Raw genomic sequence first — 24,625 nt, forward strand, 5'->3', positions numbered from 1 at the left:
ATGAGCAAGATCCTGATCCGTGGTGCGAAGGTGCTCGGCGGCGAGGTGCGGGACGTCCTCATCGACGGCGAGACCGTCTCCGAGGTCGGCACCGGCCTCTCCGCCGAGGGCGCCACCGTCATCGAGGCCGAGGGCCAGATCCTCCTGCCGGGCCTCGTCGACCTCCACACCCACCTGCGCGAGCCCGGCCGCGAGGACTCCGAGACCGTCCTCACCGGCACCCGCGCCGCCGCCTCCGGCGGCTTCACCGCCGTCTTCGCCATGGCCAACACCCACCCGGTCGCCGACACCGCCGGCGTCGTCGAGCAGGTCTACCGGCTCGGCAAGGAGTCCGGCTACTGCGACGTGCAGCCCATCGGCGCCGTCACCGTCGGCCTGGAGGGGAAGAAGCTCGCCGAGCTGGGCGCCATGCACGACTCCGCCGCCGGCGTCACCGTCTTCTCCGACGACGGCAAGTGCGTCGACGACGCGGTGATCATGCGCCGCGCCCTGGAGTACGTGAAGGCCTTCGACGGCGTCGTCGCCCAGCACGCCCAGGAGCCCCGCCTCACCGAGGGCGCCCAGATGAACGAGGGCATCGTCTCGGCCGAGCTCGGTCTCGGCGGCTGGCCCGCCGTCGCCGAGGAGTCGATCATCGCCCGCGACGTCCTCCTCGCCGAGCACGTCGGCTCCCGCGTCCACATCTGCCACCTCTCCACCGCCGGCTCCGTCGAGATCGTCCGCTGGGCCAAGTCCCGCGGCATCGACGTCACCGCCGAGGTCACCCCGCACCACCTCCTCCTCACCGACGAGATGGCCCGGAGCTACAACCCGGTCTACAAGGTCAACCCGCCGCTGCGCACCGAGAAGGACGTCCTCGCGCTCCGCGAGGCGCTGGCCGACGGCACGATCGACATCGTCGCCACCGACCACGCCCCGCACCCCCACGAGGACAAGGACTGCGAGTGGGCCGCGGCCGCCATGGGCATGGTCGGCCTGGAGACCGCGCTCTCCGTCGTCCAGCAGACGATGGTCGAGACCGGCCTCCTCGACTGGGCCGGCGTCGCCGACCGGATGTCCTTCGCCCCCGCCCGCATCGGACGGGCCACGGGCCACGGACGACCCGTCTCGGCTGGTGAGCCCGCGAACCTGACGCTGCTCGATCCGGCTTACCGTGGTGTCGTGGACCCCGCGGACTTCGCCTCCCGCAGCCGCAACACCCCGTACGAGGGCCGCGAGCTGCCGGGACGCGTCACCCACACCTTCCTGCGGGGCCGGGCAACGGTCGTGGACGGGAAGCTGGCGTGACACCACTCATCGCAATCGCCGCAGAGGCTGCCGAGCAGAAGTCGGCGGAGGTGACCGACTGGGCCGGACGGCTCGGCTGGGTCGCCGGACTGCTCCTCTTCATCGCCTTCGTGTACTGGCTCATGCGCCAGGGCTGGAAGTGGCGCGGGAGCCTCCAGTCGGACCTTCCCGAGCTCCCCACCGTGCCCGAGACCCCGGGCGAGGCGAGACTGACCCTCAGCGGGCGCTACCACGGGTCCACCACCGCCGGGCAGTGGCTCGACCGGATCGTGGCCCACGGACTCGGCACCCGCAGCCGCGTCGAGCTCACCCTCACCGACGCCGGGATCGAGGTCGTACGCCCCGGGGCGAACGACTTCTTCATCCCGGCCGAGGCCCTCCGCGAGGCCCGCCTCGACAAGGGCATCGCCGGCAAGGTCCTCGCCGAGGGCGGCCTGCTGATCGTCACCTGGACGCACGGCGGCAAGCCGCTCGACTCCGGCTTCCGGTCCGACCGGGCGGCCGAGCACGCCGCCTGGGTCGAGGCCATCAACTCCATGACCACCACGACGGAAGGCATCGCACGATGACGACCTCCACCCGGGGAACCAGCAAGGTTCCCGCCGTACTCGTCCTGGAGGACGGCCGCATCTTCCGCGGCCGCGCCTACGGGGCCGTGGGGGAGACCTTCGGCGAGGCCGTGTTCTCCACCGGCATGACCGGCTACCAGGAGACCCTCACCGACCCGTCGTACCACCGCCAGGTCGTCGTCATGACCGCCCCGCACGTCGGCAACACCGGCGTCAACGACGAGGACCCCGAGTCCGCGCGGATCTGGGTCTCCGGCTACGTGGTCCGCGACCCCGCCCGCGTCTCCTCCAACTGGCGCGCCCAGCGCTCGCTGGACGAGGAGCTGGAGCACCAGGGCGTCGTCGGCATCTCCGGCATCGACACCCGCGCCCTCACCCGCCACCTGCGCGAGCGCGGCGCCATGCGCGTCGGCATCTTCTCCGGCGCGGCCTGGTCCGGCATCCGCGACGAGGCCCTCCTCGACAGGGTCAAGGCCCAGCCCCAGATGAAGGGCGCGAACCTCTCCGCCGAGGTCGCCACCACCGAGACGTACGTCGTCCCCGCGATCGGCACCAAGAGGTTCACCGTCGCCGCGATCGACCTCGGCATCAAGGGCATGACCCCGCACCGCATGGCCGAGCGCGGCATCGAGGTCCACGTGCTGCCCGCCACCGCGACCGTCGAGGACGTGTACGCGGTCGCCCCGGACGGCGTGTTCTTCTCCAACGGCCCGGGCGACCCGGCCACCGCCGACGGCCCCGTCGCCCTCATGCAGGCCGTCCTGGAGCGCAAGACCCCGCTCTTCGGCATCTGCTTCGGCAACCAGATCCTCGGCCGCGCGCTCGGCTTCGGCACCTACAAGCTGAAGTACGGCCACCGGGGCATCAACCAGCCGGTCCAGGACCGTACGACCGGCAAGGTCGAGATCACCGCGCACAACCACGGCTTCGCCGTCGACGCCCCCCTCGACCAGGTCTCCGAGACCCCCTACGGGCGTGCCGAGGTCTCGCACGTCTGCCTGAACGACAACGTCGTGGAGGGCCTTCAGCTGCTCGACCAGCCCGCCTTCTCCGTGCAGTACCACCCCGAGGCGGCCGCGGGCCCGCACGACGCCGCGTACCTCTTCGACCGTTTCACTTCTTTGATGGAGGCCGAGCGTGCCTAAGCGCACCGATATCCAGTCCGTCCTGGTCATCGGCTCCGGCCCGATCGTCATCGGCCAGGCCGCCGAGTTCGACTACTCCGGCACCCAGGCCTGCCGCATCCTCAAGGCCGAGGGCCTGCGGGTGATCCTGGTCAACTCCAACCCGGCCACGATCATGACCGACCCGGAGATCGCCGACGCCACCTACGTCGAGCCGATCACCCCCGAGTTCGTCGAGAAGATCATCGCCAAGGAGCGCCCCGACGCCCTCCTGCCCACCCTCGGCGGCCAGACCGCGCTCAACACCGCGATCTCCATGCACGAGCAGGGCGTCCTGGAGAAGTACGGCGTCGAGCTCATCGGCGCCAACGTCGAGGCCATCAACAAGGGCGAGGACCGCGACCTCTTCAAGGGCGTCGTCGAGGCCGTCAAGGCCAAGATCGGCTACGGCGAGTCGGCCCGCTCGGTCATCTGCCACTCGATGGACGACGTCATCAAGGGCGTCGACACCCTCGGCGGCTACCCCGTCGTCGTCCGCCCCTCCTTCACCATGGGCGGCGCCGGCTCCGGCTTCGCCCACGACGAGGACGAGCTGCGCCGCATCGCCGGTCAGGGCCTCACGCTCTCCCCGACCACCGAGGTGCTCCTGGAGGAGTCCATCCTCGGCTGGAAGGAGTACGAGCTGGAGCTGATGCGCGACAAGGCCGACAACGTCGTGGTCGTCTGCTCCATCGAGAACTTCGACCCGATGGGCGTCCACACCGGCGACTCGATCACCGTCGCCCCGGCGATGACCCTCACCGACCGCGAGTACCAGCGCCTCCGCGACATCGGCATCGCGATCATCCGCGAGGTCGGCGTCGACACCGGCGGCTGCAACATCCAGTTCGCGATCGACCCGGTCGACGGCCGGATCATCGTCATCGAGATGAACCCGCGCGTCTCCCGCTCCTCGGCCCTCGCCTCCAAGGCCACCGGCTTCCCGATCGCCAAGATCGCGGCCCGCCTCGCCGTCGGCTACACGCTGGACGAGATCCCGAACGACATCACGGAGCAGACCCCGGCGTCCTTCGAGCCCACGCTCGACTACGTCGTCGTCAAGGCCCCGCGGTTCGCCTTCGAGAAGTTCCCGCAGGCCGACTCCACCCTCACCACCACCATGAAGTCGGTGGGCGAGGCCATGGCCATCGGCCGCAACTTCACCGAAGCCCTCCAGAAGGCGCTGCGCTCCCTGGAGAAGAAGGGCTCGCAGTTCACCTTCGTCGGCGAGCCCGGCGACAAGGCCGAACTGCTCCGCGAGGCCGTCCGCCCCACCGACGGCCGCATCAACACCGTCATGCAGGCCATCCGCGCCGGCGCCACCCCCGAGGAGATCTTCGACGCCTCGAAGATCGACCCGTGGTTCGTCGACCAGCTCTTCCTGATCAAGGAGATCGCCGACGAGCTGGGCGCCGCCGAGAAGCTGGAGCCCGAGCTCCTCGCCGAGGCCAAGCGCCACGGCTTCTCGGACGCCCAGATCGCCGAGATCCGCGGCCTGCGCGAGGACGTCGTCCGCGAGGTCCGGCACGCCCTCGGCGTCCGCCCGGTCTACAAGACGGTCGACACCTGCGCCGCCGAGTTCGCCGCCAGGACGCCGTACTTCTACTCCTCCTACGACGAGGAGTCCGAGGTCGCGCCCCGCGAGAAGCCCGCGGTGATCATCCTCGGCTCCGGCCCGAACCGCATCGGCCAGGGCATCGAGTTCGACTACTCCTGCGTCCACGCCTCCTTCGCCCTGAGCGACGCGGGCTACGAGACCGTGATGGTCAACTGCAACCCGGAGACGGTCTCCACCGACTACGACACCTCCGACCGCCTGTACTTCGAGCCGCTGACGCTGGAAGACGTGCTGGAGATCGTCCACGCGGAGACCCTCGCCGGCCCCGTCGCCGGTGTCGTCGTCCAGCTCGGCGGCCAGACCCCGCTGGGCCTCTCGCAGGCGCTCAAGGACAACGGCGTGCCGGTCGTCGGCACCTCCCCGGAGGCCATCCACGCCGCCGAGGACCGCGGCGCCTTCGGCCAGGTCCTCGCCGAGGCCGGCCTCCCGGCCCCCAAGCACGGCACCGCGACCACCTTCGCCGGCGCCAAGGCCATCGCCGACGAGATCGGCTACCCCGTCCTCGTACGCCCCTCGTACGTGCTCGGCGGCCGCGGCATGGAGATCGTGTACGACGAGGCCCGCCTGGAGTCGTACATCGCCGAGTCCACCGAGATCAGCCCCACCCGGCCGGTCCTGGTCGACCGCTTCCTCGACGACGCCATCGAGATCGACGTCGACGCCCTCTACGACGGCCACGAGCTCTACCTCGGCGGCGTCATGGAGCACATCGAGGAAGCCGGCATCCACTCCGGCGACTCGGCCTGCGCCCTGCCCCCGATCACCCTCGGCGGCTTCGACATCAAGCGCCTGCGCGCCTCCACCGAGGCCATCGCCAAGGGCGTCGGCGTGCGCGGCCTGATCAACATCCAGTTCGCCATGGCCGGCGACATCCTCTACGTCCTGGAGGCCAACCCGCGCGCCTCCCGGACCGTCCCCTTCACCTCGAAGGCGACCGCCGTCCCGCTCGCGAAGGCCGCCGCCCGCATCTCGCTCGGCGCCACCATCGCCGACCTGCGCGCCGAGGGACTGCTGCCGAGGAACGGCGACGGCGGCACCCTGCCGCTCGACGCGCCGATCTCCGTCAAGGAGGCCGTGATGCCGTGGTCGCGCTTCCGCGACGTGCACGGCCGCGGCGTCGACACGGTCCTCGGCCCGGAGATGCGCTCCACCGGCGAGGTCATGGGCATCGACGCGGTCTTCGGCACCGCGTACGCCAAGTCGCAGGCCGGCGCCTACGGTCCGCTGCCCACCAAGGGCCGCGCGTTCATCTCGGTCGCCAACCGCGACAAGCGCTCGATGATCTTCCCGGCGCGCGAGCTGGTCGCCCACGGCTTCGAGCTGCTCGCCACCTCCGGCACCGCCGAGGTCCTCAAGCGCAACGGTCTCAACGCCACGGTCGTGCGCAAGCTGAGCGAGGGCGAGGGCCCGAACGGCGAGAAGACGATCGTCCAGCTCATCCACGACGGCCAGGTCGACCTGATCGTCAATACCCCGTACGGCACCGGCGGCCGCCTCGACGGCTACGAGATCCGTACGGCCGCGGTGGCCCGCAGCGTCCCGTGCCTCACCACGGTCCAGGCGCTCGCCGCCGCCGTCCAGGGCATCGACGCGCTCAACCGCGGCGACGTCGGCGTCCGCTCGCTCCAGGAGCACGCGGATCACCTGATCGCGGCACGCGACTAGCAGCCCGTCGGAAGAGGGGGACACCGGCAGGATCTGCGGTGTCCCCCTCGTCATGAGCAGACCCGGACCGGAGCACATGTACAAGTTCTTCTTCAACGTCGTCTTCACGCGCATGGACCCCGAGGAGGCCCACTACCTGGCCTTCCGCTGGATCCGGCTGGCCGCCCGCGTCCCGGTGCTGCGGACCTTCGCCGCCGCCGTCCTCGCGCCCCGGTACCAGGAGCTGCGCACCGAGGCCCTCGGCCTGCGGATGCACGGCCCCTTCGGGCTCGCCGCCGGCTTCGACAAGAACGCCGTCGCCATCGACGGCATGTCGATGCTCGGCTTCGACCACATCGAGATCGGCACGGTCACCGGCGAGGCCCAGCCCGGCAACCCCAAGAAGCGTCTCTTCCGGCTCGTGCCGGACCGCGCCCTGATCAACCGCATGGGCTTCAACAACGAGGGCTCCGCCGCCGTCGCCGCGCGCCTGGCCGCCCGCACGCCGGTCTTCCGCACCGTCGTCGGCGTCAACATCGGCAAGACCAAGGTCGTCCCCGAGGCCGAGGCCGCCGCCGACTACGTGAAGTCCACCGAGCGCCTCGCCGCCCACGCCGACTACCTCGTCGTGAACGTCTCCTCGCCGAACACCCCCGGACTGCGCAACCTCCAGGCCACCGAGTCCCTGCGCCCGCTGCTCACCGCCGTCCGCGAGGCCGCCGACCGCGCCGTCACCGGCCGCCGCGTCCCGCTCCTGGTGAAGATCGCGCCCGACCTGGCCGACGAGGACGTCGACGCGGTCGCCGACCTGGCCCTGGAGCTCGGCCTCGACGGCATCATCGCCACCAACACCACCATCGCCCGCGAGGGACTCGGACTGAGGTCCGACCCCGCGCTGGTCGCGGAGACCGGCGGGCTGTCCGGCGCGCCCGTCAAGGAGCGCTCCCTCGCCGTCCTGCGCCGCCTCCACGCGCGCGTGGGCGACCGCCTGGTCCTGGTCGGCGTCGGCGGCATCGAGAACGCCGAGGACGCCTGGCAGCGCATCCTGGCCGGTGCCACCCTGATCCAGGGCTACAGCGCCTTCGTCTACGAGGGCCCGTTCTACGCCCGCGCGATCCACAAGGGCCTGGCCGCGCGCCTCGCGGCCTCCCCGTACGCCACCCTCGCCGAAGCCGTCGGCGCAGCCAACCGAAAGGCCGCCCAGTGACTCTCTCCTTCGGCACCCGCCTGCGCTCCGCCATGGACGAGCGCGGCCCGCTCTGCGTCGGCATCGACCCGCACGCAGCCCTCCTCGACTCCTGGGGCCTGACCGACGACGTCGCCGGTCTGGAGCGGTTCACCTTCACGGTGGTCGAGGCGCTCGCGGACACCGTGGCCGTCTTCAAGCCGCAGTCCGCCTTCTTCGAGCGCTTCGGCTCGCGCGGTGTCGCCGTCCTGGAGCGCGCCGTCGCCGATCTGCGCGCGGCGGGCGGCCTGGTCGTCATGGACGCCAAGCGCGGCGACATCGGCTCGACCATGGCCGCGTACGCCGAGACGTACCTGCGCAAGGGCTCCCCGCTGTTCTCCGACGCGCTCACGGTCTCCCCGTACCTCGGCTACGGCTCCCTGAAGCCGGCCGTCGACCTGGCCCGCGAGTCCGGGGCCGGTCTCTTCGTGCTGGCCCTGACCTCCAACCCGGAGGGCGCGGAGGTCCAGCGGGCGGTGCGCACCGAGGACCCGGCCGGCCGGACGATCGCCGCGACCATGCTCGGCCACCTGGCCGCGGAGAACGCCGGCGAGACCCCGATGGGCTCCTTCGGCGCGGTCGTCGGCGCCACCCTCGGCGACCTGTCCTCGTTCGCGCTGGACATCAACGGCCCGCTGCTCGCCCCCGGCATCGGCGCCCAGGGCGCCACCCCGGCCGATCTCCCCGCCGTCTTCGGCGCGGCCGTCGGCAACGTCGTCCCGAACGTCAGCCGCGGGGTCCTGCGGCACGGTCCGGACGCGGCCGCCCTGCGGGACTCGGCGCACCGGTACGCGGACGAGATCCGCGCGGCCGTCGAGGGCTGACGGGCTCCGCGGTCTCTCCGCAGGTCGGAGCGGATCGGCCCGGATGTCGGCACTGTTCCGGCCCGGTGGGACGACCCGTCCCGCCGGGCCGTCGTGCTCCTTGACGAAAACTTGGCTCAAAACCGGGTCGTTATGCCGGATAAGTCCCGGTCGGTCGATGCTGACCAGGACTTTTCCTTCGTTCTCGCTGACTGGAGCGGCCTCGGCCGCTAGTCTCCGGGGCAGAGCAGGCGTTCAACGGCCACGCCGTTGGGCGTTGCTCCACTGGTGTGGGGCGCGAGGTTCCTCACCGGTCCGTATCCGACAGATCGACATCCGAGGTGACGTAGGCGTGGCTCTTCCGCCCCTTACCCCTGAACAGCGCGCAGCCGCGCTCGAAAAGGCCGCCGCGGCTCGCCGGGAGCGGGCCGAGGTCAAGAATCGACTCAAGCACTCCGGCGCCTCCCTCCACGAGGTCATCAAGACCGGCCAGGAGAACGACGTCATCGGCAAGATGAAGGTCTCCGCCCTTCTCGAGTCCCTGCCGGGCGTGGGCAAGGTCCGCGCCAAGCAGATCATGGAGCGCCTCGGCATCTCCGAGAGCCGCCGCGTGCGCGGTCTCGGTTCCAACCAGATCGCCTCCCTGGAGCGCGAGTTCGGCAGCACCGGCGCCTGATCCGGGTGCCGGTCCGGCTTCCGATCCGGGGCACGCGTCCCGGGCACCCCGGTGAAGCTGGAATAATCGCTGCATGGCAGCAGAGGTACGTCCGCGGCTGACCGTGCTCTCCGGCCCCTCCGGGGTCGGCAAGAGCACGGTCGTCGCTCATATGCGCAAGGTCCACCCCGAGGTCTGGCTCTCGGTGTCGGCGACGACACGGAAGCCCCGCCCCGGCGAGAAGCACGGCGTCCACTACTTCTTCGTGACGGACGACGAGTTCGACAAGCTGATCGCCAACGGTGAACTCCTCGAATGGGCCGAGTTCGCGGGCAACCGCTACGGCACCCCGCGGCGCGCGGTCCTCGACCGCCTCGACGCCGGGGAGCCGGTGCTCCTGGAGATCGACCTCCAGGGCGCCCGCCAGGTGAAGGACTCGATGTCCGAGTCCCAGCTGGTCTTCCTCGCCCCGCCGAGCTGGGAGGAACTGGTCCGCCGCCTCACCGGCCGCGGCACCGAGTCGCCCGAGGTCATCGAGCGCCGTCTCGCCGCCGCGAAGGTCGAGCTGGCCGCCGAGTCGGAGTTCGACACCACCCTCGTCAACACCTCCGTCGAGGACGTCGCGCGTGAGCTGCTAACGTTGATGCTGTTGACTTCTGGGGAATGATCCACTGTTTCCCCCGGACACCCACCGGTTGTCCGATCCTTTTTCCATCTTCGGAAGGTAGAGCGTGTCCTCTTCCATCACCGCGCCCGAGGGCATCATCAACCCCCCGATCGACGAGCTGCTCGAGGCCACGGACTCGAAGTACAGCCTCGTGATCTACGCGGCCAAGCGCGCGCGTCAGATCAACGCGTACTACTCCCAGCTCGGCGAGGGCCTGCTGGAGTACGTGGGTCCGCTGGTCGACACCCACGTCCACGAGAAGCCGCTCTCGATCGCCCTGCGCGAGATCAACGCGGGTCTGCTCACGTCCGAGGCCATCGAGGGCCCGGCCACCTGAGCACGGCACGTTCCTGCACCCCAGGCCCGGCGGAACATCCGCCGGGCCTGTGGTGTCTCATGGAGTCGTAGGCAACCGAGTGCGGGGAGTGGCAGTGGTGACCAAGCCGAAGGTCGTTCTGGGCGTCAGCGGCGGCATCGCCGCCTACAAGGCCTGTGAGCTGCTGCGGCGGCTCACCGAGTCGGGCCACGACGTCCGGGTCGTCCCCACCGACTCCGCCCTCCACTTCGTCGGCGCCGCCACCTGGTCCGCGCTCTCCGGCCACCCCGTCTCCACCGAGGTGTGGGACAGCGTCCACGAGGTGCCGCACGTCCGCATCGGCCAGGCCGCCGACCTCGTCGTGGTAGCCCCCGCCACCGCCGACATGCTCGCCAAGGCCGCCCACGGCCTCGCGGACGACCTGCTCACCAACACGCTGCTCACCGCGCGCTGTCCCGTCGTCTTCGCCCCCGCCATGCACACCGAGATGTGGGAGCACCCGGCCACCCAGGAGAACGTGGCGACGCTGCGGCGCCGCGGGGCCGTCGTCATCGAGCCCGCCGTCGGCCGCCTCACCGGCGTCGACACCGGCAAGGGCCGGCTGCCCGACCCGGCGGAGATCTTCGAGGTCTGCCGGCACGTCGTGAACCGGCACCGTCTCACCCCCGGCGGCGCCGCCCCCGACCTCGCCGGACGGCACGTCGTGGTCAGCGCCGGCGGCACCCGGGAGCCCCTCGACCCCGTCCGTTACCTGGGCAACCGCTCCTCGGGGAAGCAGGGGTACGCGCTCGCGCGGGCCGCCGCCGCCCGGGGGGCCCGGGTCACCCTCGTCGAGGCCAACACCGGCATCCCCGACCCGGCCGGCGTCGACGTCGTCCACGTCGGCACCGCCGTCCAGCTCCGCGAGGCCGTGCTCAAGGCCGTCGCCGACGCCGACGCCGTGGTCATGGCGGCCGCCGTCGCCGACTTCCGCCCGGCCGTCTACGCCATCGGGAAGATCAAGAAGAAGGACGACGGCGGGGCGCCCACCGTGGAACTCGTCCGCAACCCCGACATCCTCGCCGAGATCTCCGCCGACCGGGCCCTGCCCGGCCAGGTGGTCGTCGGCTTCGCCGCCGAGACCGACGACGTCCTCGCCCACGGCCGGGACAAGCTCCGCCGCAAGGGCTGCGACCTCCTCGTCGTCAACGAGGTGGGGGAGCGCAAGACCTTCGGCTCCGAGGAGAACGAGGCCGTGGTGCTCGCCGCCGACGGCGCCGAGACCCCCGTGCCGTACGGTCCGAAGGAGGCGCTCGCCGAGACCGTCTGGGACCTGGTCCTGCCCCGGCTGCGCCCCACGACCTGACGCATCTCACCCGGGCGGACCCCGAGCGGACCGTCGATCCAGCGCGATGCGTGTGACGTACGCCCCATCAGGGCGTTCGTCCGCCGGGAAGCGGCCGGATTCACCCGCTCAGGGCATTCGCCAGGCGAGACACCTGGTCCATCCCGCGACCACGACCGATAGACTGTCCGCGGAACGTCTTGGGGCGCAGCCCCCTGCCGGTCCGTCAACGAAGAGCCAGCAGCCGCTGCAACCCCAGGGAGCGTTGTGTCCCGTCGTCTGTTCACCTCGGAGTCCGTCACCGAGGGACACCCCGACAAGATCGCTGACCAGATCAGCGACACCATCCTCGACGCGCTGCTCCGGGAGGACCCCACCTCCCGCGTCGCCGTCGAGACCCTGATCACGACCGGCCTCGTGCACGTCGCCGGTGAGGTGACCACCAAGGCGTGGGCGGACATCCCCACCCTTGTACGGAACAAGATCCTCGAGATCGGCTACGACTCCTCGAAGAAGGGCTTCGACGGCGCCTCCTGCGGCGTGTCGGTGTCCATCGGATCTCAGTCCCCGGACATCGCCCAGGGTGTGGACACCGCGTACGAGCAGCGGGTCGAGGGCGACGAGGACGAGCTGGACAAGCAGGGCGCCGGCGACCAGGGCCTGATGTTCGGCTACGCCTCGGACGAGACCCCCGAGCTGATGCCGCTGCCGATCCACATCGCGCACCGGCTGTCCCGCCGCCTCACCGAGGTCCGCAAGAACGGGACCATCCCGTACCTGCGCCCCGACGGCAAGACCCAGGTCACCATCGAGTACGACGGCGACAAGGCCGTCCGCCTCGACACGGTCGTCGTCTCCTCGCAGCACGCCTCCGACATCGACCTGGAGTCGCTGCTCGCGCCCGACATCCGCGAGTTCGTCGTCGAGCACGTGCTCAAGCAGCTCGTCGAGGACGGCATCAAGCTCGACACCGACGGCTACCGCCTCCTGGTGAACCCGACCGGCCGCTTCGAGATCGGCGGCCCGATGGGCGACGCCGGCCTCACCGGTCGCAAGATCATCATCGACACCTACGGCGGCATGGCCCGTCACGGCGGCGGCGCCTTCTCGGGCAAGGACCCGTCCAAGGTCGACCGCTCGGCCGCCTACGCCATGCGCTGGGTCGCCAAGAACGTCGTCGCCGCCGGCCTCGCCGCGCGCTGCGAGGTCCAGGTCGCCTACGCGATCGGCAAGGCCGAGCCCGTGGGTCTCTTCGTCGAGACCTTCGGCACCAACACCGTCGACAACGAGAAGATCGAGAACGCCATCGGCGAGGTCTTCGACCTCCGCCCGGCCGCGATCATCCGCGACCTCGACCTGCTCCGCCCGATCTACTCCCAGACCGCCGCCTACGGCCACTTCGGCCGCGAGCTGCCGGACTTCACCTGGGAGCGCACGGACCGCGTGGACGCCCTGAAGCAGGCCGCCGGCCTGTAGGCACCCCTGGCACGTCGCCGAAGCCCGGTACCCCGCGGGGGCACCGGGCTTCGGCCTGCCCGGCTGTCGGTGGCGTCTGGTAGGTATGGGGCTGTGAGCAGCGAGAAAGAGAGTCCCGACGCGGCCCATGAGCCCGAGCAGCTCGCGCTCATCCGGGAGACCGTGCGGACGGCGAAGGTGCCGCGGGCCAAACCCCGGACCTGGCGCGGCGCCGCGCTGGCCAAGGAGCTGCCCGTCGCGCGGGTCGTGGTCAACAAGGGATCGCTCCACCTCGACCAGTTCTTCGACTACGCGGTCCCCGAGGAGCTGGACGAGGCGGCTCAGCCCGGGGTCCGGGTCCGGGTGCGCTTCGGCGCGGGGGCCCACCAGGTCAAGAACGGACGCCGGGAGGGCGGGCGGCTCATCGACGGCTTCCTCGTCGAGCGCCGGGCCACCTCCGACTACTCGGGCCCCCTGGCCGCGCTCGCCGACGTCGTCTCCCCCGAACCGGTCCTCGGACCGGAACAGCTCGGACTCGCCCGCGCCGTCGCCGACCGGTACGCCGGGAGCCTCGCCGACGTGCTCCAGCTGGCCGTGCCGCCGCGCAGCGCCCGCGCCGAGGGACGCCCCTCACCGGAGCCGCTGCCCCCGCCCGCCGCGCCGGAACCGGCGAGCTGGGCGCGGTACGAGCGCGGGCCCGCGTTCCTCGACTCCCTCGCCCGCGGCGGGGCCCCCCGGGCCGTGTGGAACGCCCTGCCGGGACCGCACTGGGCCGAGGAGATCGCCCGCGCCGTCGGCGCCACCCTGGCCTCCGGCCGGGGCGCCCTCGTCGTCGTGCCCGACGGCCGCGCCGCCGACCGGGTCGACGCCGCCCTCACCGCCGTCCTGGGGGAGGGGCGGCACGCCCTGCTCACCGCCGACGCGGGCCCCGAGAAGCGGTACGCGCAGTGGCTCGCCGTGCGGCGGGGCTCCGTCCGTGCCGTCGTCGGCACCCGGGCCGCGATGTTCGCCCCCGTCCGGGACCTCGGCCTGGTCGCCCTCTGGGACGACGGCGACGGCAGCCACAGCGAGCCGCACGCTCCGCAGCCTCACGCGCGCGAGGTGCTGCTGCTCCGCGCCGCCCACGACCGCTGCGGCTTCCTGCTCGGCAGCACCGCCTGCACTGTCGAGGCCGCCCAGCTCGTCGAGTCCGGCTGGGCCAAGGGGCTGTTCGCCGGACGGGAGCAGGTCCGCAGGGCCGCACCGCTGATCCGCACCGTGGGCGACGGCGAACTGGCCCGTGACGAGGCCGCGCGGGCCGCCCGGCTGCCGTCGCTGGCCTGGCAGACCGTGCGCGAGGGGCTCAAGACCGGCCCCGTCCTCGTCCAGGTGCCCCGCCGGGGGTACGTGCCGCGGCTCGCCTGCGAGCGCTGCCGGACGCCCGCCCGCTGCCGGCACTGCGCCGGGCCCCTGGAGGCCCCCGAGCAGCAGGAGCTGCACTGCGGCTGGTGCGGGCGCGGCGCGGGCGACTGGCACTGCGTGGAGTGCGGCTCGACCAGGCTGCGGGCCCAGGTCGTCGGCGCGCGCCGGACGGCGGAGGAGCTCGGCCGGGCCTTCCCGGCGGTACCGGTGAGGACCTCCGGCCGCGACCACGTCCTCGACACCGTGCCCGGGCGCCCCGCGCTCGTCGTCTCCACCCCGGGCGCCGAACCGGTCGCCGAGGGCGGCTACGCGGCGGCGCTGCTCCTCGACGGCTGGGCCATGCTTGGCCGGCCGGACCTCCGCGCGGGCGAGGAGGCCCTGCGCCGCTGGATAGACGCGGCCTCGCTCGTCCGGGGCCAGCCCGAGGGCGGCACCGTGGTCGTGGTCGCCGAGCCGACGCTCCGGCCCGTGCAGGCGCTGGTCCGCTGGGACCCGGTCGGGCACGCCCAGCGCGAGCTGGCCGAGCGCGCCGAGCTGGGCTTTCCGCCGGTCTCCCGGATGGCGGCCGTCACCGGCCCGCCGGAGGCCGTCGAGGGACTCCTCGCGGCGGCCGGGCTGCCCTCCGACGCCGAGATCCTCGGTCCGGTGCCGCTGCCGGTGGTCCGCCCCGGCGGCCCCCGCAGACCGGGCGATCCGCCGCCGGGCGAGCAGTGGGAGCGGGCGCTGGTACGGGTCCCGCCGGGCAGCGGCGCGGCCCTGGCGGCCGCACTCAAACAGGCGCGGGCGGCCCGGCTGACCCGAGGTGGCGGCGACCCGGTCCGGATCCGGGTGGACCCGCCGGACATCGGCTGAGCGGCTACGGGCGCCGCGGGGGCGGCACGAGGGCGGCCCGGCCCGGGAGGCCCCGGGCCGGGGGCGGACGGCCGCCCGCCCCGCGTGGCCCGGCCCGGGGCGGCGCCCGGCCCCGCGTGGCCCCGGCACGGCGGCGGCCGCCCGCCCCGGTCGGGGCGGACGGCCGTGGGGCCGTTCCCGGGTCAGCCGTTGCGCGGGCCCGGGACTCCTGGGACGCGGTGGGCTCCGCCCTCGGCGTCACCAAGCAGGCCGTCCACCGCCGTTATGGTGCCCGGCTGGGGCGCCCGCCGGGCACCATAACGGCGGTGGACGGCCTGCTTGGTGACGCCGAGGGCGGAGCCCACCGCGTCCCAGGAGAAGCCGAGGGAGCGGTCGAAGTCGACCGCGGCGGTCACCAGGGTCTCGACGCTGTCCCGCAGTTCCTGGGCGAGCCGGACGGTGGGGGCGGGGGCCCGCCCGTAGACGACGAAGCCCGTGGACGGGCCGGAGCGGCGAGGGCGGTAGACATTGCCCAGCTGGGCCGTGAGCGTGCGCAGTGCGTCCACCTGCCGCCGGACCCGCTCGATGTCCCGCACCAGCAGGTGCAGACTCGCCCGGGCCTGGGCGTCGTGGGTGGCGTGGTCGGCCATGTGAGAGCCTCTCGAACCGGCATGTAAGGGGAAGGGCCGCAGGGGGGAACGGCGACCCGATTCGGTCAATCTCTCTTGACCAACGCGCCACCCGGGGTTGGGTCACGCTGCGGGGGCGTACACGCATATGCGCGGGGCGCTCGTCCTTCCGTACGCCCCCTCCGCCGGGGGCGCCTAGACTGGTGCGCTGCCCGCAAAGCCCCCGGAGAGACAGGCAGTCGACACTCATGAAGCTCGTCTTCGCAGGCACCCCCGAGGTCGCCGTTCCCGCCCTGGACGCCCTGCTCGCCTCCGGCCGGCACGAGGTGGCCGCCGTCGTCACCCGCCCGGACGCCCCGGCGGGACGCGGCCGGCGGCTGGTCGCGAGCCCGGTGGCCCAGCGCGCGGAGGAGGCGGGCATCGAGGTCCTCAAGCCCGCCCGGCCGCGGGACGAGGAGTTCCTGGCCCGGCTGCGGGAGATCGCCCCCGACTGCTGCCCGGTGGTCGCCTACGGCGCCCTGCTGCCCAAGGTCGCCCTCGACATCCCCGCCCGGGGCTGGGTCAACCTGCACTTCTCGCTGCTGCCCGCCTGGCGCGGTGCCGCGCCCGTGCAGCACTCGCTGATGGCGGGCGACGAGGTGACGGGCGCGTCGACCTTCCTCATCGAGGAGGGCCTGGACTCGGGGCCGGTCTACGGCGTGGTCACCGAGGACGTCCGGCCGACCGACACCAGCGGCGACCTGCTCACCCGGCTCGCCTTCGCGGGCGCCGGGCTGCTCGCCGCGACCATGGACGGCATCGAGGACGGCGCGCTCCAGGCCGTCCCGCAGCCGGTCGAGGGGATCACCCTCGCCCCGAAGATCCAGGTCGAGGACGCCCACGTCGACTTCGCCGCCCCCGCGCTGCGGGTGGACCGCGTGGTCCGCGGCTGCACCCCGGCCCCCGGCGCCTGGACCGTCTTCCGGGGCGAGCGCCTCAAGCTGATCCAGGTCGCCCCGCTGCCCGACCGCACCGAGCTGGCCCCGGGGCAGCTCGTCGTGGGCAAGAACAACGTGTACGCGGGCACCGGCTCGTACGCCGTGGAGCTCCTCTGGGTCCAGCCGCAGGGCAAGAAGCCGATGAAGGCCGCGGACTGGGCCCGCGGCGTGCGGATCAGCGAGGGCGAGCGCCTCGGCGTCTGACCGCACCGCCGGTCCCGCGGGACGGGACCGGCGGCACGGCGGCCGTGCCGGGGCCGGTCGCCGCCGGGGGCGTTTTCCCCGGCACGCGCCCGCGGACGTACGCTGAGGTGGTTCGACCCCTCATTTCGTCACGCGGAGCACCTTTGAGCGAGCAGGCACGTCGCCGTCCCCACAAGCCCTACCGGCGGCCCCAGAAGGACCCCGTCCGGATGCTCGCCTTCGAGGCGCTGAGGGCGGTGGACGAGCGCGACGCCTACGCGAACCTGGTGCTGCCGCCGCTGCTCAAGAAGGCCCGTGACGCCGGGAACTTCGACGGCCGGGACGCGGCGCTCGCCACCGAGCTGGTGTACGGGACGCTGCGCCGCCAGGGCACGTACGACGCGATCGTGGCCGCCTGCATCGACCGGCCGCTCCGCGAGGTCGACCCGCCGGTGCTCGACGTGCTCTCGCTCGGCGCCCACCAGCTGCTCGGCACCCGGATCCCGACCCACGCCGCCGTCTCCGCCAGCGTCGAGCTGGCGCGGGTCGTGCTCGGCGACGGACGGGCCAAGTTCGTGAACGCGGTCCTGCGGAAGATCTCGCAGCAGGACCTGGACGCCTGGGTGGCCCAGGTCGCCCCGCCGTACGACGCGGACCCCGAGGACCACCTCGCCGTCGTCCACTCGCACCCCCGCTGGGTCGTCTCGGCGCTGTGGGACTCCCTCGGCGGCGGCCGCGCCGGGATCGAGGACCTCCTGGAGGCCGACAACGAGCGCCCCGAGGTCACCCTCGTGGCCCGTCCCGGCCGCTCGACCACCGCCGAGCTCGCCGAGGCCGTCGAGAGCCTGCCGGGCCGCTGGTCGCCGTACGCGGTCCGGATGGCCGAGGGCGGCGAACCCGGCGCCATCGAGGCGGTCAAGGAGGGGCGGGCGGGCGTGCAGGACGAGGGCAGCCAGCTGGTGGCCCTCGCCCTCGCGGACGCGCCGCTCGACGGCCCCGACACCCGCTGGCTCGACGGCTGCGCGGGCCCCGGCGGCAAGGCCGCGCTCCTGGCGGCCCTCGCCTCGCAGCGGGGGGCCGCCCTGCTCGCCTCCGAGAAGCAGCCGCACCGCGCGCGGCTCGTCGAGCGCGCCCTCGCCGGGAACCCCGGCCCGTACCAGGTGATCGCCGCCGACGGCACCCGGCCGCCGTGGCGCCCCGGCTCCTTCGACCGCGTCCTCATGGACGTCCCCTGCTCGGGTCTCGGCGCGCTCCGCCGCCGGCCCGAGGCACGCTGGCGGCGCCGCCCCGAGGACCTGGACGGCTTCGCGCCGCTCCAGCGCGCGCTGCTCACGCAGGCGCTCGCCGCGGTCCGGGTCGGCGGGGTCGTCGGGTACGCGACCTGCTCGCCGCACCTGGCCGAGACACGGGTGGTCGTCGACGACGTCCTGAAGAAGGTCGGTGGCGCCGAACTCATCGACGCCCGCCCGCTGATGCCGGGCGTCCCGGCGCTCGGCGACGGCCCGGACGTCCAGCTCTGGCCGCACCTCCACGGCACGGACGCCATGTACCTGGCCCTCGTTCGGCGCACGGCGTGACGCCGGGGTCCGCCGGGCCGCGCGTCCGGCGGAGGGTGTGACGGCCGGGTCCGCCGGTCCTTCGCGTCCGGCGCGCGGCGTGGCGCCCGGACCCGTCGACCCTTCGATCACCTGACCGTAATCTCCCGGTCTGATCCGGTCCGGACTCGTCGCTTCGCACCGAAAGTGGTCTGGACCGGAGCCGAAACCGCTTGGCGGCAAAGAAGTAGCCAAGAACGTGGGAGGCTTGGCTCATGGCGCAGATCAACCCCAGCATCCTGTCCGCGGACTTCGCCCGGCTCGCCGATGAGGCGAGGGCCGTCGACGGGGCCGACTGGCTCCACGTCGACGTGATGGACAACCACTTCGTGCCCAACCTGACCCTGGGTGTGCCGATCGTGGAGTCGCTCGCCCGCGCGACCGACACCCCCCTCGACTGCCATCTGATGATCGAGGACCCCGACCGCTGGGCGCCCCAGTACGTCGAGGCGGGCGCCGGTTCGGTGACCTTCCACGTCGAGGCGGCCGCCGCGCCCGTCCGGCTTGCGCGGGAGATCCGGGCCAAGGGGGCGCGCGCCGCGATGGCGCTCAAGCCGGCCACGCCCATCGAGCCGTTCGAGGACCTGCTCCCCGAGCTCGACATGCTGCTGATCATGACCGTGGAGCCCGGCTTCGGCGGCCAGGCCTTCCTCGACATCATGCTGCCCAAGATCCGCCGCACCCGTGAGCTGATCTCCAAGCACGGTCTGGAGCTGTGGCTCCAGGTCGACGGCGGGGTCGCCGAGTCCACGATCGAGCGGTGCGCCGAGGCCGGGGCGGACGTCTTCGTCGCCGGTTCCGCCGTGTACGGCGCGGCCGACCCGGCCGCCGCCGTCGCCTCGCTGCGGGCCCGGGCGGAGGCCGTGACGGCCACCGCCCCGTGGGCGTGTGGCCACTGAGCCTCCGGCCGGTGAACGCGGTCCGTCGGGCCGCCGACAGGACTGATCAAGGCCCGCCGTATCTGACAGGATGGGACGGCGAGTCCAGAGTGTGAACGACAGCGGTGCGCGCCCGGCGCGCGGCGGACGTCCGAGGACGTCCGCGGACATCGGTGGATGTCGGTACTGAACAGCGGTACGAGAACAGGTGAGGAGATCGCGGTGGCGGGAATGTCGGCGGGACGGTCAGCCCTGCGGATGGGCCCCGCGGAGCTGGTGCAGGCGGCGGCCATGGCCCGTCGCTTCTACCTCGAGGGCAAGTCCAAGATCCAGATTGCCGAGGAGTTCGGCGTGAGCCGCTTCAAGGTGGCCCGGGTCCTGGAGACCGCCCTGGAGCGCGATCTCGTGCGCATCGAGATCCGCGTACCGGCCGAGCTGGACGCCGAGCGCTCCGACGCGCTCCGCGCCCGCTACGGGCTCCGCCACGCCGTCGTCGTCGAGTCCCCGGCGGAGGGCGAGGACGAGTCGCCCGATCCCGAGAACCTCGGCGAGGTCGCGGCCGACCTGCTCGGCGAGCTGGTCACCGAGGGCGACGTCCTGGGCCTCGCCTGGGGCCGCTCCACCATCCACATGGCGGCGGCCCTCGACCGGCTGCCCCCGTGCACCGTCGTGCAGCTCACCGGCGTGTACGACGCCGGGACCGCCGAGCGCGGCTCCGTCGAGGCCGTCCGTCGCGCCGCGCAGGTCTCCGGCGGCGAGGCGCACCCGATCTACGCGCCCATGCTGCTGCCCGACCCGGCCACCGCGGCCGCGCTCCGCAGCCAGACCGGCATCGCGCGGGCCTTCGAGTACTTCGACAAGGTGACCGTCGCCTGCGTCTCCATCGGCTCCTGGGAGCCGGGCATCTCCACCGTCCACGACATGCTCTCGGACGAGGAGCGCGCCCACTACGCCTCGCTCGGCGTCGCCGCCGAGATGTCCGCGCACCTCTTCGACGCCGACGGACGCCGGGTCGGGCGCGACCTGGGCGAGCGCTGCATCACCGTCGAGGCCGACCGGCTGCGCCGGATCCCCGAGGTCGTGGCCATCGCGGGCGGCCAGCGCAAGGCGGCGGCGATCGGTGCGGTGCTCCGCTCCGGCCTCGTCACCAGCCTGGTCACCGACCGGGCCGCGGCGGACTACCTGCTCACCGAGTCCAGCCCGGGCACCCACCCGGCCCTCGACCGGACGGACCCCGACAGCGCCTGAACGAAGGCCCGGCGATCCGGGTCGGTCGAGGGCCGGAGCGTCCCGTGACGGTAGTTTCGGGACATGTCGCTCCGGCCCTCGCGCATGCTCCTCGCGCTCCTCCTCTGCGTCCTGCTGGCCGGGTGCTCCTCGTCGGGCGGCGGCGCCGCACCGGCCGCCCCCGCCCGCACCACCACCGGCGCGCCCGACGCCACCAAGGCACCCGCCACCACCAGGGCACCCGCCCCCACCGGGGACTCCGGACTGCCCGCCGTCCGGGCCGCCGACCTGCCGCCCGAGGCGCGCAGGACGCTGGACCTCATCGCCCGCGGCGGCCCCTTCCCGTACGCCAAGGACGGCAGCGTCTTCGGCAACTTCGAGCGGATCCTGCCCCGCGAACCGCGCGGCTACTACCGCGAGTACACCGTGAAGACCCCCGGGGAGCGCGACCGCGGGGCGCGTCGGATCGTCACCGGGCGGGAAGGCGAGCTCTACTGGACCGACGACCACTACGCGAGCTTCCGGGAGGTGATCACGGATGGGGATTGACGATCCCGTCCTCCTCGATCTGACCGGCGTCACGGACAAGGCCGGACTCATGGACCGGTGTGCCGCCGCCCTCGCCCTGCCCGACTGGTTCGGCCGCAACTGGGACGCCCTCGCCGACTGCCTGACCGACCTGCCGGAGCCGGTCACGCTCGTCGTCACCGGCTGGCAGGAGTACGCCGGCACGCACCCGCGCGACTGGCGGACCGCCCAGGACGTCTTCGCCACAGCCGTGGACGAGCGCCCCACCCGCCTCACGGTCCTCGTCGCCCTGGGGCGGACCTTCGGAGGATCCCACCAACCTCCCGCCGCGAGCCTCGGATGATTCGCCCGGGGCTGGTATGCGTACAGGCGTGGGACAATGAACTACGTGCTTTTTCCCCTGGCTGAAATGCCTAGGGGCCGATCCGAACGACTGGGATGTCAGCACGTGCGTTTCCTCAATGACGTCAAGCCGCCCTACGACCTGACGTACGACGATGTGTTCATGGTGCCGAGCCGCTCGGCCGTCGGTTCCCGCCAGGCGGTGGACCTCTCCTCGCCGGACGGAACCGGGACCACGATCCCGCTGGTCGTGGCCAACATGACTGCCATCGCCGGCCGCCGCATGGCCGAGACCGTCGCCCGCCGGGGCGGACTGGTCGTCATTCCGCAGGACATCCCGATCGAGGTCGTCACCGACGTCATCTCGTGGGTCAAGAGCCGCCACCACGTGCTCGACACCCCGATCGTCCTCGCCCCCCACCAGACGGTCGCCGACGCGCTGTCCCTGCTGCCCAAGCGGGCCCACGACGCCGGCGTCGTCGTCGACGAGGACCGCCGCCCCGTCGGTGTCGTCACCGACGCCGACCTGACCGGCGTGGACCGCTTCACCCGGCTCTCCGAGGTCATGTCGCGGGACCTGCTCCTCCTCGACGCCGACATCGAGCCGCGCGACGCGTTCAACAGGCTCGACCAGGCCAACCGCCGCTACGCCCCGGCCGTGGACAAGGACGGCCGCCTGGTCGGCATCCTGACCCGCAAGGGCGCGCTCCGCGCGACCCTGTACACCCCCGCCACCGACGCCGAGGGCAAGCTGCGCATCGCCGCCGCCGTCGGCATCAACGGCGACTTCACCGGCAAGGCCAAGCAGCTCCTCGACGCGGGCGTCGACACGCTCGTCATCGACACGGCGCACGGCCACCAGGAGTCGATGATCGCCGCGATCAAGGCCGTGCGTGCCCTCGACCCGCACGTCCCGATCGTCGCGGGCAACATCGTCGCCGCCGAGGGCGTGCGCGACCTCATCGAGGCCGGCGCGGACATCATCAAGGTCGGCGTGGGCCCCGGCGCCATGTGCACCACCCGCATGATGACCGGCGTCGGCCGCCCGCAGTTCTCGGCCGTCCTGGAGTGCGCCGCCGAGGCGCGGAAGTTCGGCAAGCACGTCTGGGCCGACGGTGGCGTCCGGCACCCGCGCGATGTCGCCATGGCGCTCGCCGCCGGCGCGTCGAACGTGATGATCGGCTCCTGGTTCGCCGGGACGTACGAGTCCCCGGGCGACCTCCAGCACACCGCCGAGGGCCGCCCCTACAAGGAGTCCTTCGGCATGGCCTCGGCCCGCGCCGTGCAGAACCGCACGAGCGAGGAGTCGGCCTACGACCGCGCCCGCAAGGGCCTCTTCGAGGAGGGCATCTCCACCTCGCGGATGTTCCTCGACCCGGCCCGGCCGGGCGTCGAGGACCTGATCGACTCGATCATCGCGGGCGTCCGCTCCTCCTGCACCTACGCCGGTGCCGGCTCGCTCGCCGAGTTCGAGGAGAAGGCCGTGATCGGCATCCAGTCCGCCGCGGGCTACGCCGAGGGCAAGCCGCTGCACGCCAGCTGGAGCTAGTCCCGGCACATCGGTGACGGTGCGGGCCCCCGGGACATCGTCCCCGGGGGCCCGCCGCCGTCCCGTACGGTCACCGCATGGACCCTGTGGACCGTACGGAGATCCGGCCCTGCCGCGCGGCCGACCTGCCCCTGCTCGACCGGCACCTTCCCGCGCCCGGGGCGCCGACCCGCCACGCCGACCGGTTCGCCCGCCAGGAGGCCGGGAAGGGCACGTACCTCCTCGCCTGGCGGGACGGGGTCCCCGTCGGCCACGGACAGGTCCGCTGGGACGGCTGCGCGGCCCCGGAGGTCCGGGCGGCGGTGGGGGAGTGCCCGGAGTTCAACGGCCTCGACGTCCGGGAGGGGCTCCGGGGGGAGGGCATCGGCACGGCACTGGTCCGCGCGGCCGAGGCACTGGTCCGCGAGCGCGGCGGGACCGCCCTGGGGCTCGGGGTGGGAGACGGCAACCCCCGCGCGGCGGCGCTCTACGCCCGGCTCGGCTACGCCCCCGTCGTCGCCTACACGGACCGCTGGACCTGGACGGACCCGAAGGGCCGCACGCACACCGCCGCCGACGCCTGCACCTTCCTGGTCAGGACTCTGGAGACAGCGGACGTCCGGCGGGCGGGAGCCCCTCCAGGACCCCGCTGAGGGCCTCCACGACGGCCGCAGCGATCCTGGCGTGGCCGCGGTCGTTCGGGTGCAGACCGTCCGCGAGGTCGTCCGGGCCGAGCAACGGCCGCCCCGGGAGGAGCAGGAGGTGCCCGTCGCCCTCCGCCGCCAGATCCAGGCCCGCCCGTTCCATGGCCCGGCGCAGCTCCGTGAGGGTCGCCCCGAGGGCGTTGCGGGTGTGCTCCGCCTCCGGACGCAGCACCGGCGAGACGAGCAGCAGCGGGGTCTCCGGGTGGCCCCGGCGCACCAGGCCCACGAAGGCCCGGACGGTGGCGTAGAGCCAGTCGGCCGTCGCCGGCACCGTGGACCAGCAGTTGGTGCCGAACGCCAGGGTGATCACGTCGCCGGGCAGCCGTGCCAGGTGCTCCGCGAGCGGCAGTTCGCCGCGCGCCCCGCCCGCGAACCCGAGGTTCACCGCGTCGACGCCCATCAGCCGGCCCGCCGTGGCGGGCCAGGAGTGCGCCGGGCGACTCGACCACCAGCCCTCGGTGATCGAGTCGCCGTGGACCAGCCAGCGGGGCTGCGCGGGGGCGGGGGAGAGCGACCCGCCGAGGGCCTGCAGGGCGAGCGGCACCGGCGCCTGTCCCTCGGGGAGGTGGACGGTGAAGACGCCGCCCCCGGGAGGCAGCGGGAGCGTCACGGTGGACTCGGCGGCCGGGGCGGCGCAGGCCTCGCCGACCAGCCGCGTACCGCTCCAGAGGGCGAAGCAGTGGCGGAGCCCGGCGAGCGGGTCGTCGGCCTCCGGGACGGCCGCCCGGTAGCGCAGCCGCACCGCGCGCGTGCCGGGGGCGGCCGTGAACTCCAGTCGTACGCCGATGGGCAGCGCGGCCCGTTCGGCGATGTCCCACGGCAGCCGCCCCAGGTCGTCGGGATCGGCGCGGACCGGCCTGTTCCCGTCCAGCCAGGCCGTGCCGCGCAGGAAGGGCGCCGGGTCGAGCCAGCCCACCGGGGCCTCCGATCGAGGGGGTCGTGGAGTCCTCGCGGCGTGGGTCATGGGGCCCGGGGATTCGATGCGCGAGGAGGTGGTTCACCTGCCCCCAATGGGTGGATTCATGCGGGGGAGCGCAATGTTTCCCCGTCTGCGTTCCCAGCGCGCAATGATCATC

General features: G+C 73.1%; 21 protein-coding genes and 1 pseudogene. 20 read left to right on the forward strand and 2 right to left on the reverse strand.

Translation table 11 applies throughout. The annotated features are described in order from the left end of the window. The 12 genes from EAO70_RS24800 to EAO70_RS24855 all read left to right on the forward strand — a co-directional run bounded on the left by EAO70_RS24800 (window position 1) and on the right by EAO70_RS24855 (window position 14,979). Complete coding sequence (locus EAO70_RS24800) at window positions 1-1,287, forward strand: dihydroorotase (protein ID WP_148004979.1); 1,287 nt, start codon at window positions 1-3, stop codon at window positions 1,285-1,287. Beyond that, window positions 1,284-1,856 (forward strand): hypothetical protein, encoded by a 573-nt coding sequence (locus EAO70_RS24805; RefSeq protein ID WP_148004980.1) that lies wholly within the window; start codon window positions 1,284-1,286, stop codon window positions 1,854-1,856. Before EAO70_RS24800 ends, EAO70_RS24805 begins: the two co-directional genes overlap by 4 nt. After that, on the forward strand, window positions 1,853-3,001 hold the full coding sequence (carA, locus tag EAO70_RS24810; protein WP_148004981.1) for a glutamine-hydrolyzing carbamoyl-phosphate synthase small subunit: 1,149 nt from the start codon (window positions 1,853-1,855) through the stop codon (window positions 2,999-3,001). Before EAO70_RS24805 ends, carA begins: the two co-directional genes overlap by 4 nt. Continuing rightward, on the forward strand, window positions 2,994-6,302 hold the full coding sequence (gene carB / locus EAO70_RS24815) for a carbamoyl-phosphate synthase large subunit (RefSeq protein ID WP_148004982.1): 3,309 nt from the start codon (window positions 2,994-2,996) through the stop codon (window positions 6,300-6,302). The genes carA and carB overlap by 8 nt, the downstream gene beginning before the upstream one ends. A gap of 76 nt (window positions 6,303-6,378) precedes the next feature. Continuing rightward, a complete protein-coding gene (locus tag EAO70_RS24820; protein ID WP_148005335.1) occupies window positions 6,379-7,488 on the forward strand; it encodes a quinone-dependent dihydroorotate dehydrogenase in 1,110 nt (369 codons plus the stop codon). After that, the gene (pyrF, locus tag EAO70_RS24825) at window positions 7,485-8,330 is read left to right on the forward strand and encodes an orotidine-5'-phosphate decarboxylase (RefSeq protein ID WP_148004983.1); all 846 of its coding nucleotides are present in this window, start codon (window positions 7,485-7,487) and stop codon (window positions 8,328-8,330) included. The genes EAO70_RS24820 and pyrF overlap by 4 nt, the downstream gene beginning before the upstream one ends. A gap of 331 nt (window positions 8,331-8,661) precedes the next feature. After that, window positions 8,662-8,985, forward strand: a complete 324-nt coding sequence (locus EAO70_RS24830) for an integration host factor (protein WP_030204477.1) — start codon at window positions 8,662-8,664, stop codon at window positions 8,983-8,985. A 73-nt stretch (window positions 8,986-9,058) separates the two neighbouring features. Beyond that, complete coding sequence (gmk, locus tag EAO70_RS24835) at window positions 9,059-9,631, forward strand: guanylate kinase (RefSeq protein WP_073914561.1); 573 nt, start codon at window positions 9,059-9,061, stop codon at window positions 9,629-9,631. Window positions 9,632-9,695: 64 nt separating this feature from the next. Next, window positions 9,696-9,968 carry a DNA-directed RNA polymerase subunit omega gene (gene rpoZ / locus EAO70_RS24840; protein WP_030316319.1) on the forward strand — a complete coding sequence of 91 codons (273 nt, stop codon included), beginning with the start codon at window positions 9,696-9,698 and terminating at the stop codon, window positions 9,966-9,968. A 97-nt stretch (window positions 9,969-10,065) separates the two neighbouring features. After that, window positions 10,066-11,292 (forward strand): bifunctional phosphopantothenoylcysteine decarboxylase/phosphopantothenate--cysteine ligase CoaBC, encoded by a 1,227-nt coding sequence (gene coaBC, locus EAO70_RS24845; protein ID WP_148004984.1) that lies wholly within the window; start codon window positions 10,066-10,068, stop codon window positions 11,290-11,292. 246 nt (window positions 11,293-11,538) lie between these two features. Further along, the gene (gene metK, locus EAO70_RS24850; protein WP_148004985.1) at window positions 11,539-12,747 is read left to right on the forward strand and encodes a methionine adenosyltransferase; all 1,209 of its coding nucleotides are present in this window, start codon (window positions 11,539-11,541) and stop codon (window positions 12,745-12,747) included. A 93-nt stretch (window positions 12,748-12,840) separates the two neighbouring features. After that, window positions 12,841-14,979: a primosomal protein N' gene (locus tag EAO70_RS24855; RefSeq protein WP_148004986.1), complete on the forward strand. Its 2,139-nt coding sequence runs from the start codon at window positions 12,841-12,843 to the stop codon at window positions 14,977-14,979. Window positions 14,980-15,093: 114 nt separating this feature from the next. On the opposite strand, the pseudogene EAO70_RS24860 reads toward EAO70_RS24855, so the two are convergent. Next, window positions 15,094-15,608: pseudogene (locus EAO70_RS24860) on the reverse strand (hypothetical protein); the annotation flags it as partial. 227 nt (window positions 15,609-15,835) lie between these two features. On the opposite strand from EAO70_RS24860, the gene fmt reads away from it, so the two are divergent. From fmt to EAO70_RS24900, 8 genes are all read left to right on the forward strand, one after another. Further along, window positions 15,836-16,768, forward strand: coding sequence for a methionyl-tRNA formyltransferase (gene fmt / locus EAO70_RS24865; RefSeq protein WP_148004987.1), 933 nt, complete (start codon window positions 15,836-15,838; stop codon window positions 16,766-16,768). Window positions 16,769-16,911: 143 nt separating this feature from the next. Beyond that, window positions 16,912-18,324, forward strand: coding sequence for an RsmB/NOP family class I SAM-dependent RNA methyltransferase (locus EAO70_RS24870; RefSeq protein WP_148004988.1), 1,413 nt, complete (start codon window positions 16,912-16,914; stop codon window positions 18,322-18,324). Between the two features lie 233 nt (window positions 18,325-18,557). After that, window positions 18,558-19,241 (forward strand): ribulose-phosphate 3-epimerase, encoded by a 684-nt coding sequence (gene rpe / locus EAO70_RS24875; protein ID WP_148004989.1) that lies wholly within the window; start codon window positions 18,558-18,560, stop codon window positions 19,239-19,241. Between the two features lie 210 nt (window positions 19,242-19,451). After that, a complete protein-coding gene (locus EAO70_RS24880) occupies window positions 19,452-20,468 on the forward strand; it encodes a sugar-binding transcriptional regulator (protein ID WP_148005336.1) in 1,017 nt (338 codons plus the stop codon). Between the two features lie 63 nt (window positions 20,469-20,531). Continuing rightward, the gene (locus tag EAO70_RS24885; protein WP_148004990.1) at window positions 20,532-20,996 is read left to right on the forward strand and encodes a ribonuclease domain-containing protein; all 465 of its coding nucleotides are present in this window, start codon (window positions 20,532-20,534) and stop codon (window positions 20,994-20,996) included. Further along, window positions 20,986-21,318 carry a barstar family protein gene (locus EAO70_RS24890; RefSeq protein WP_148004991.1) on the forward strand — a complete coding sequence of 111 codons (333 nt, stop codon included), beginning with the start codon at window positions 20,986-20,988 and terminating at the stop codon, window positions 21,316-21,318. The genes EAO70_RS24885 and EAO70_RS24890 overlap by 11 nt, the downstream gene beginning before the upstream one ends. A gap of 105 nt (window positions 21,319-21,423) precedes the next feature. After that, window positions 21,424-22,866, forward strand: coding sequence for a GuaB1 family IMP dehydrogenase-related protein (locus tag EAO70_RS24895; RefSeq protein ID WP_187284008.1), 1,443 nt, complete (start codon window positions 21,424-21,426; stop codon window positions 22,864-22,866). Between the two features lie 77 nt (window positions 22,867-22,943). Continuing rightward, complete coding sequence (locus tag EAO70_RS24900; protein ID WP_148004993.1) at window positions 22,944-23,498, forward strand: GNAT family N-acetyltransferase; 555 nt, start codon at window positions 22,944-22,946, stop codon at window positions 23,496-23,498. On the opposite strand, the gene EAO70_RS24905 is transcribed toward EAO70_RS24900, so the two are convergent. After that, complete coding sequence (locus EAO70_RS24905) at window positions 23,440-24,465, reverse strand: GDSL-type esterase/lipase family protein (RefSeq protein WP_187284009.1); 1,026 nt, start codon at window positions 24,463-24,465, stop codon at window positions 23,440-23,442. The two genes, EAO70_RS24900 and EAO70_RS24905, sit on opposite strands and share 59 nt — an antisense overlap. Window positions 24,466-24,625: the final 160 nt, after the last annotated feature.

Source organism: Streptomyces sp. adm13(2018) (assembly GCF_008042145.1).
Lineage (GTDB): Bacteria > Actinomycetota > Actinomycetes > Streptomycetales > Streptomycetaceae > Streptomyces.

Coding starts and splice junctions, on each gene's coding strand:
- EAO70_RS24800 (WP_148004979.1), top strand. CDS start 1: ATGAGCAAGATCCTGATCCGTGGTGCGAAGGTGCTCGGCGGCGAGGTG.
- carA (WP_148004981.1), top strand. CDS start 1,853: ATGACGACCTCCACCCGGGGAACCAGCAAGGTTCCCGCCGTACTCGTC.
- EAO70_RS24820 (WP_148005335.1), top strand. CDS start 6,379: ATGTACAAGTTCTTCTTCAACGTCGTCTTCACGCGCATGGACCCCGAG.
- gmk (WP_073914561.1), top strand. CDS start 9,059: ATGGCAGCAGAGGTACGTCCGCGGCTGACCGTGCTCTCCGGCCCCTCC.
- fmt (WP_148004987.1), top strand. CDS start 15,836: ATGAAGCTCGTCTTCGCAGGCACCCCCGAGGTCGCCGTTCCCGCCCTG.
- rpe (WP_148004989.1), top strand. CDS start 18,558: ATGGCGCAGATCAACCCCAGCATCCTGTCCGCGGACTTCGCCCGGCTC.
- EAO70_RS24880 (WP_148005336.1), top strand. CDS start 19,452: ATGTCGGCGGGACGGTCAGCCCTGCGGATGGGCCCCGCGGAGCTGGTG.
- EAO70_RS24885 (WP_148004990.1), top strand. CDS start 20,532: ATGTCGCTCCGGCCCTCGCGCATGCTCCTCGCGCTCCTCCTCTGCGTC.
- EAO70_RS24890 (WP_148004991.1), top strand. CDS start 20,986: ATGGGGATTGACGATCCCGTCCTCCTCGATCTGACCGGCGTCACGGAC.
- EAO70_RS24900 (WP_148004993.1), top strand. CDS start 22,944: ATGGACCCTGTGGACCGTACGGAGATCCGGCCCTGCCGCGCGGCCGAC.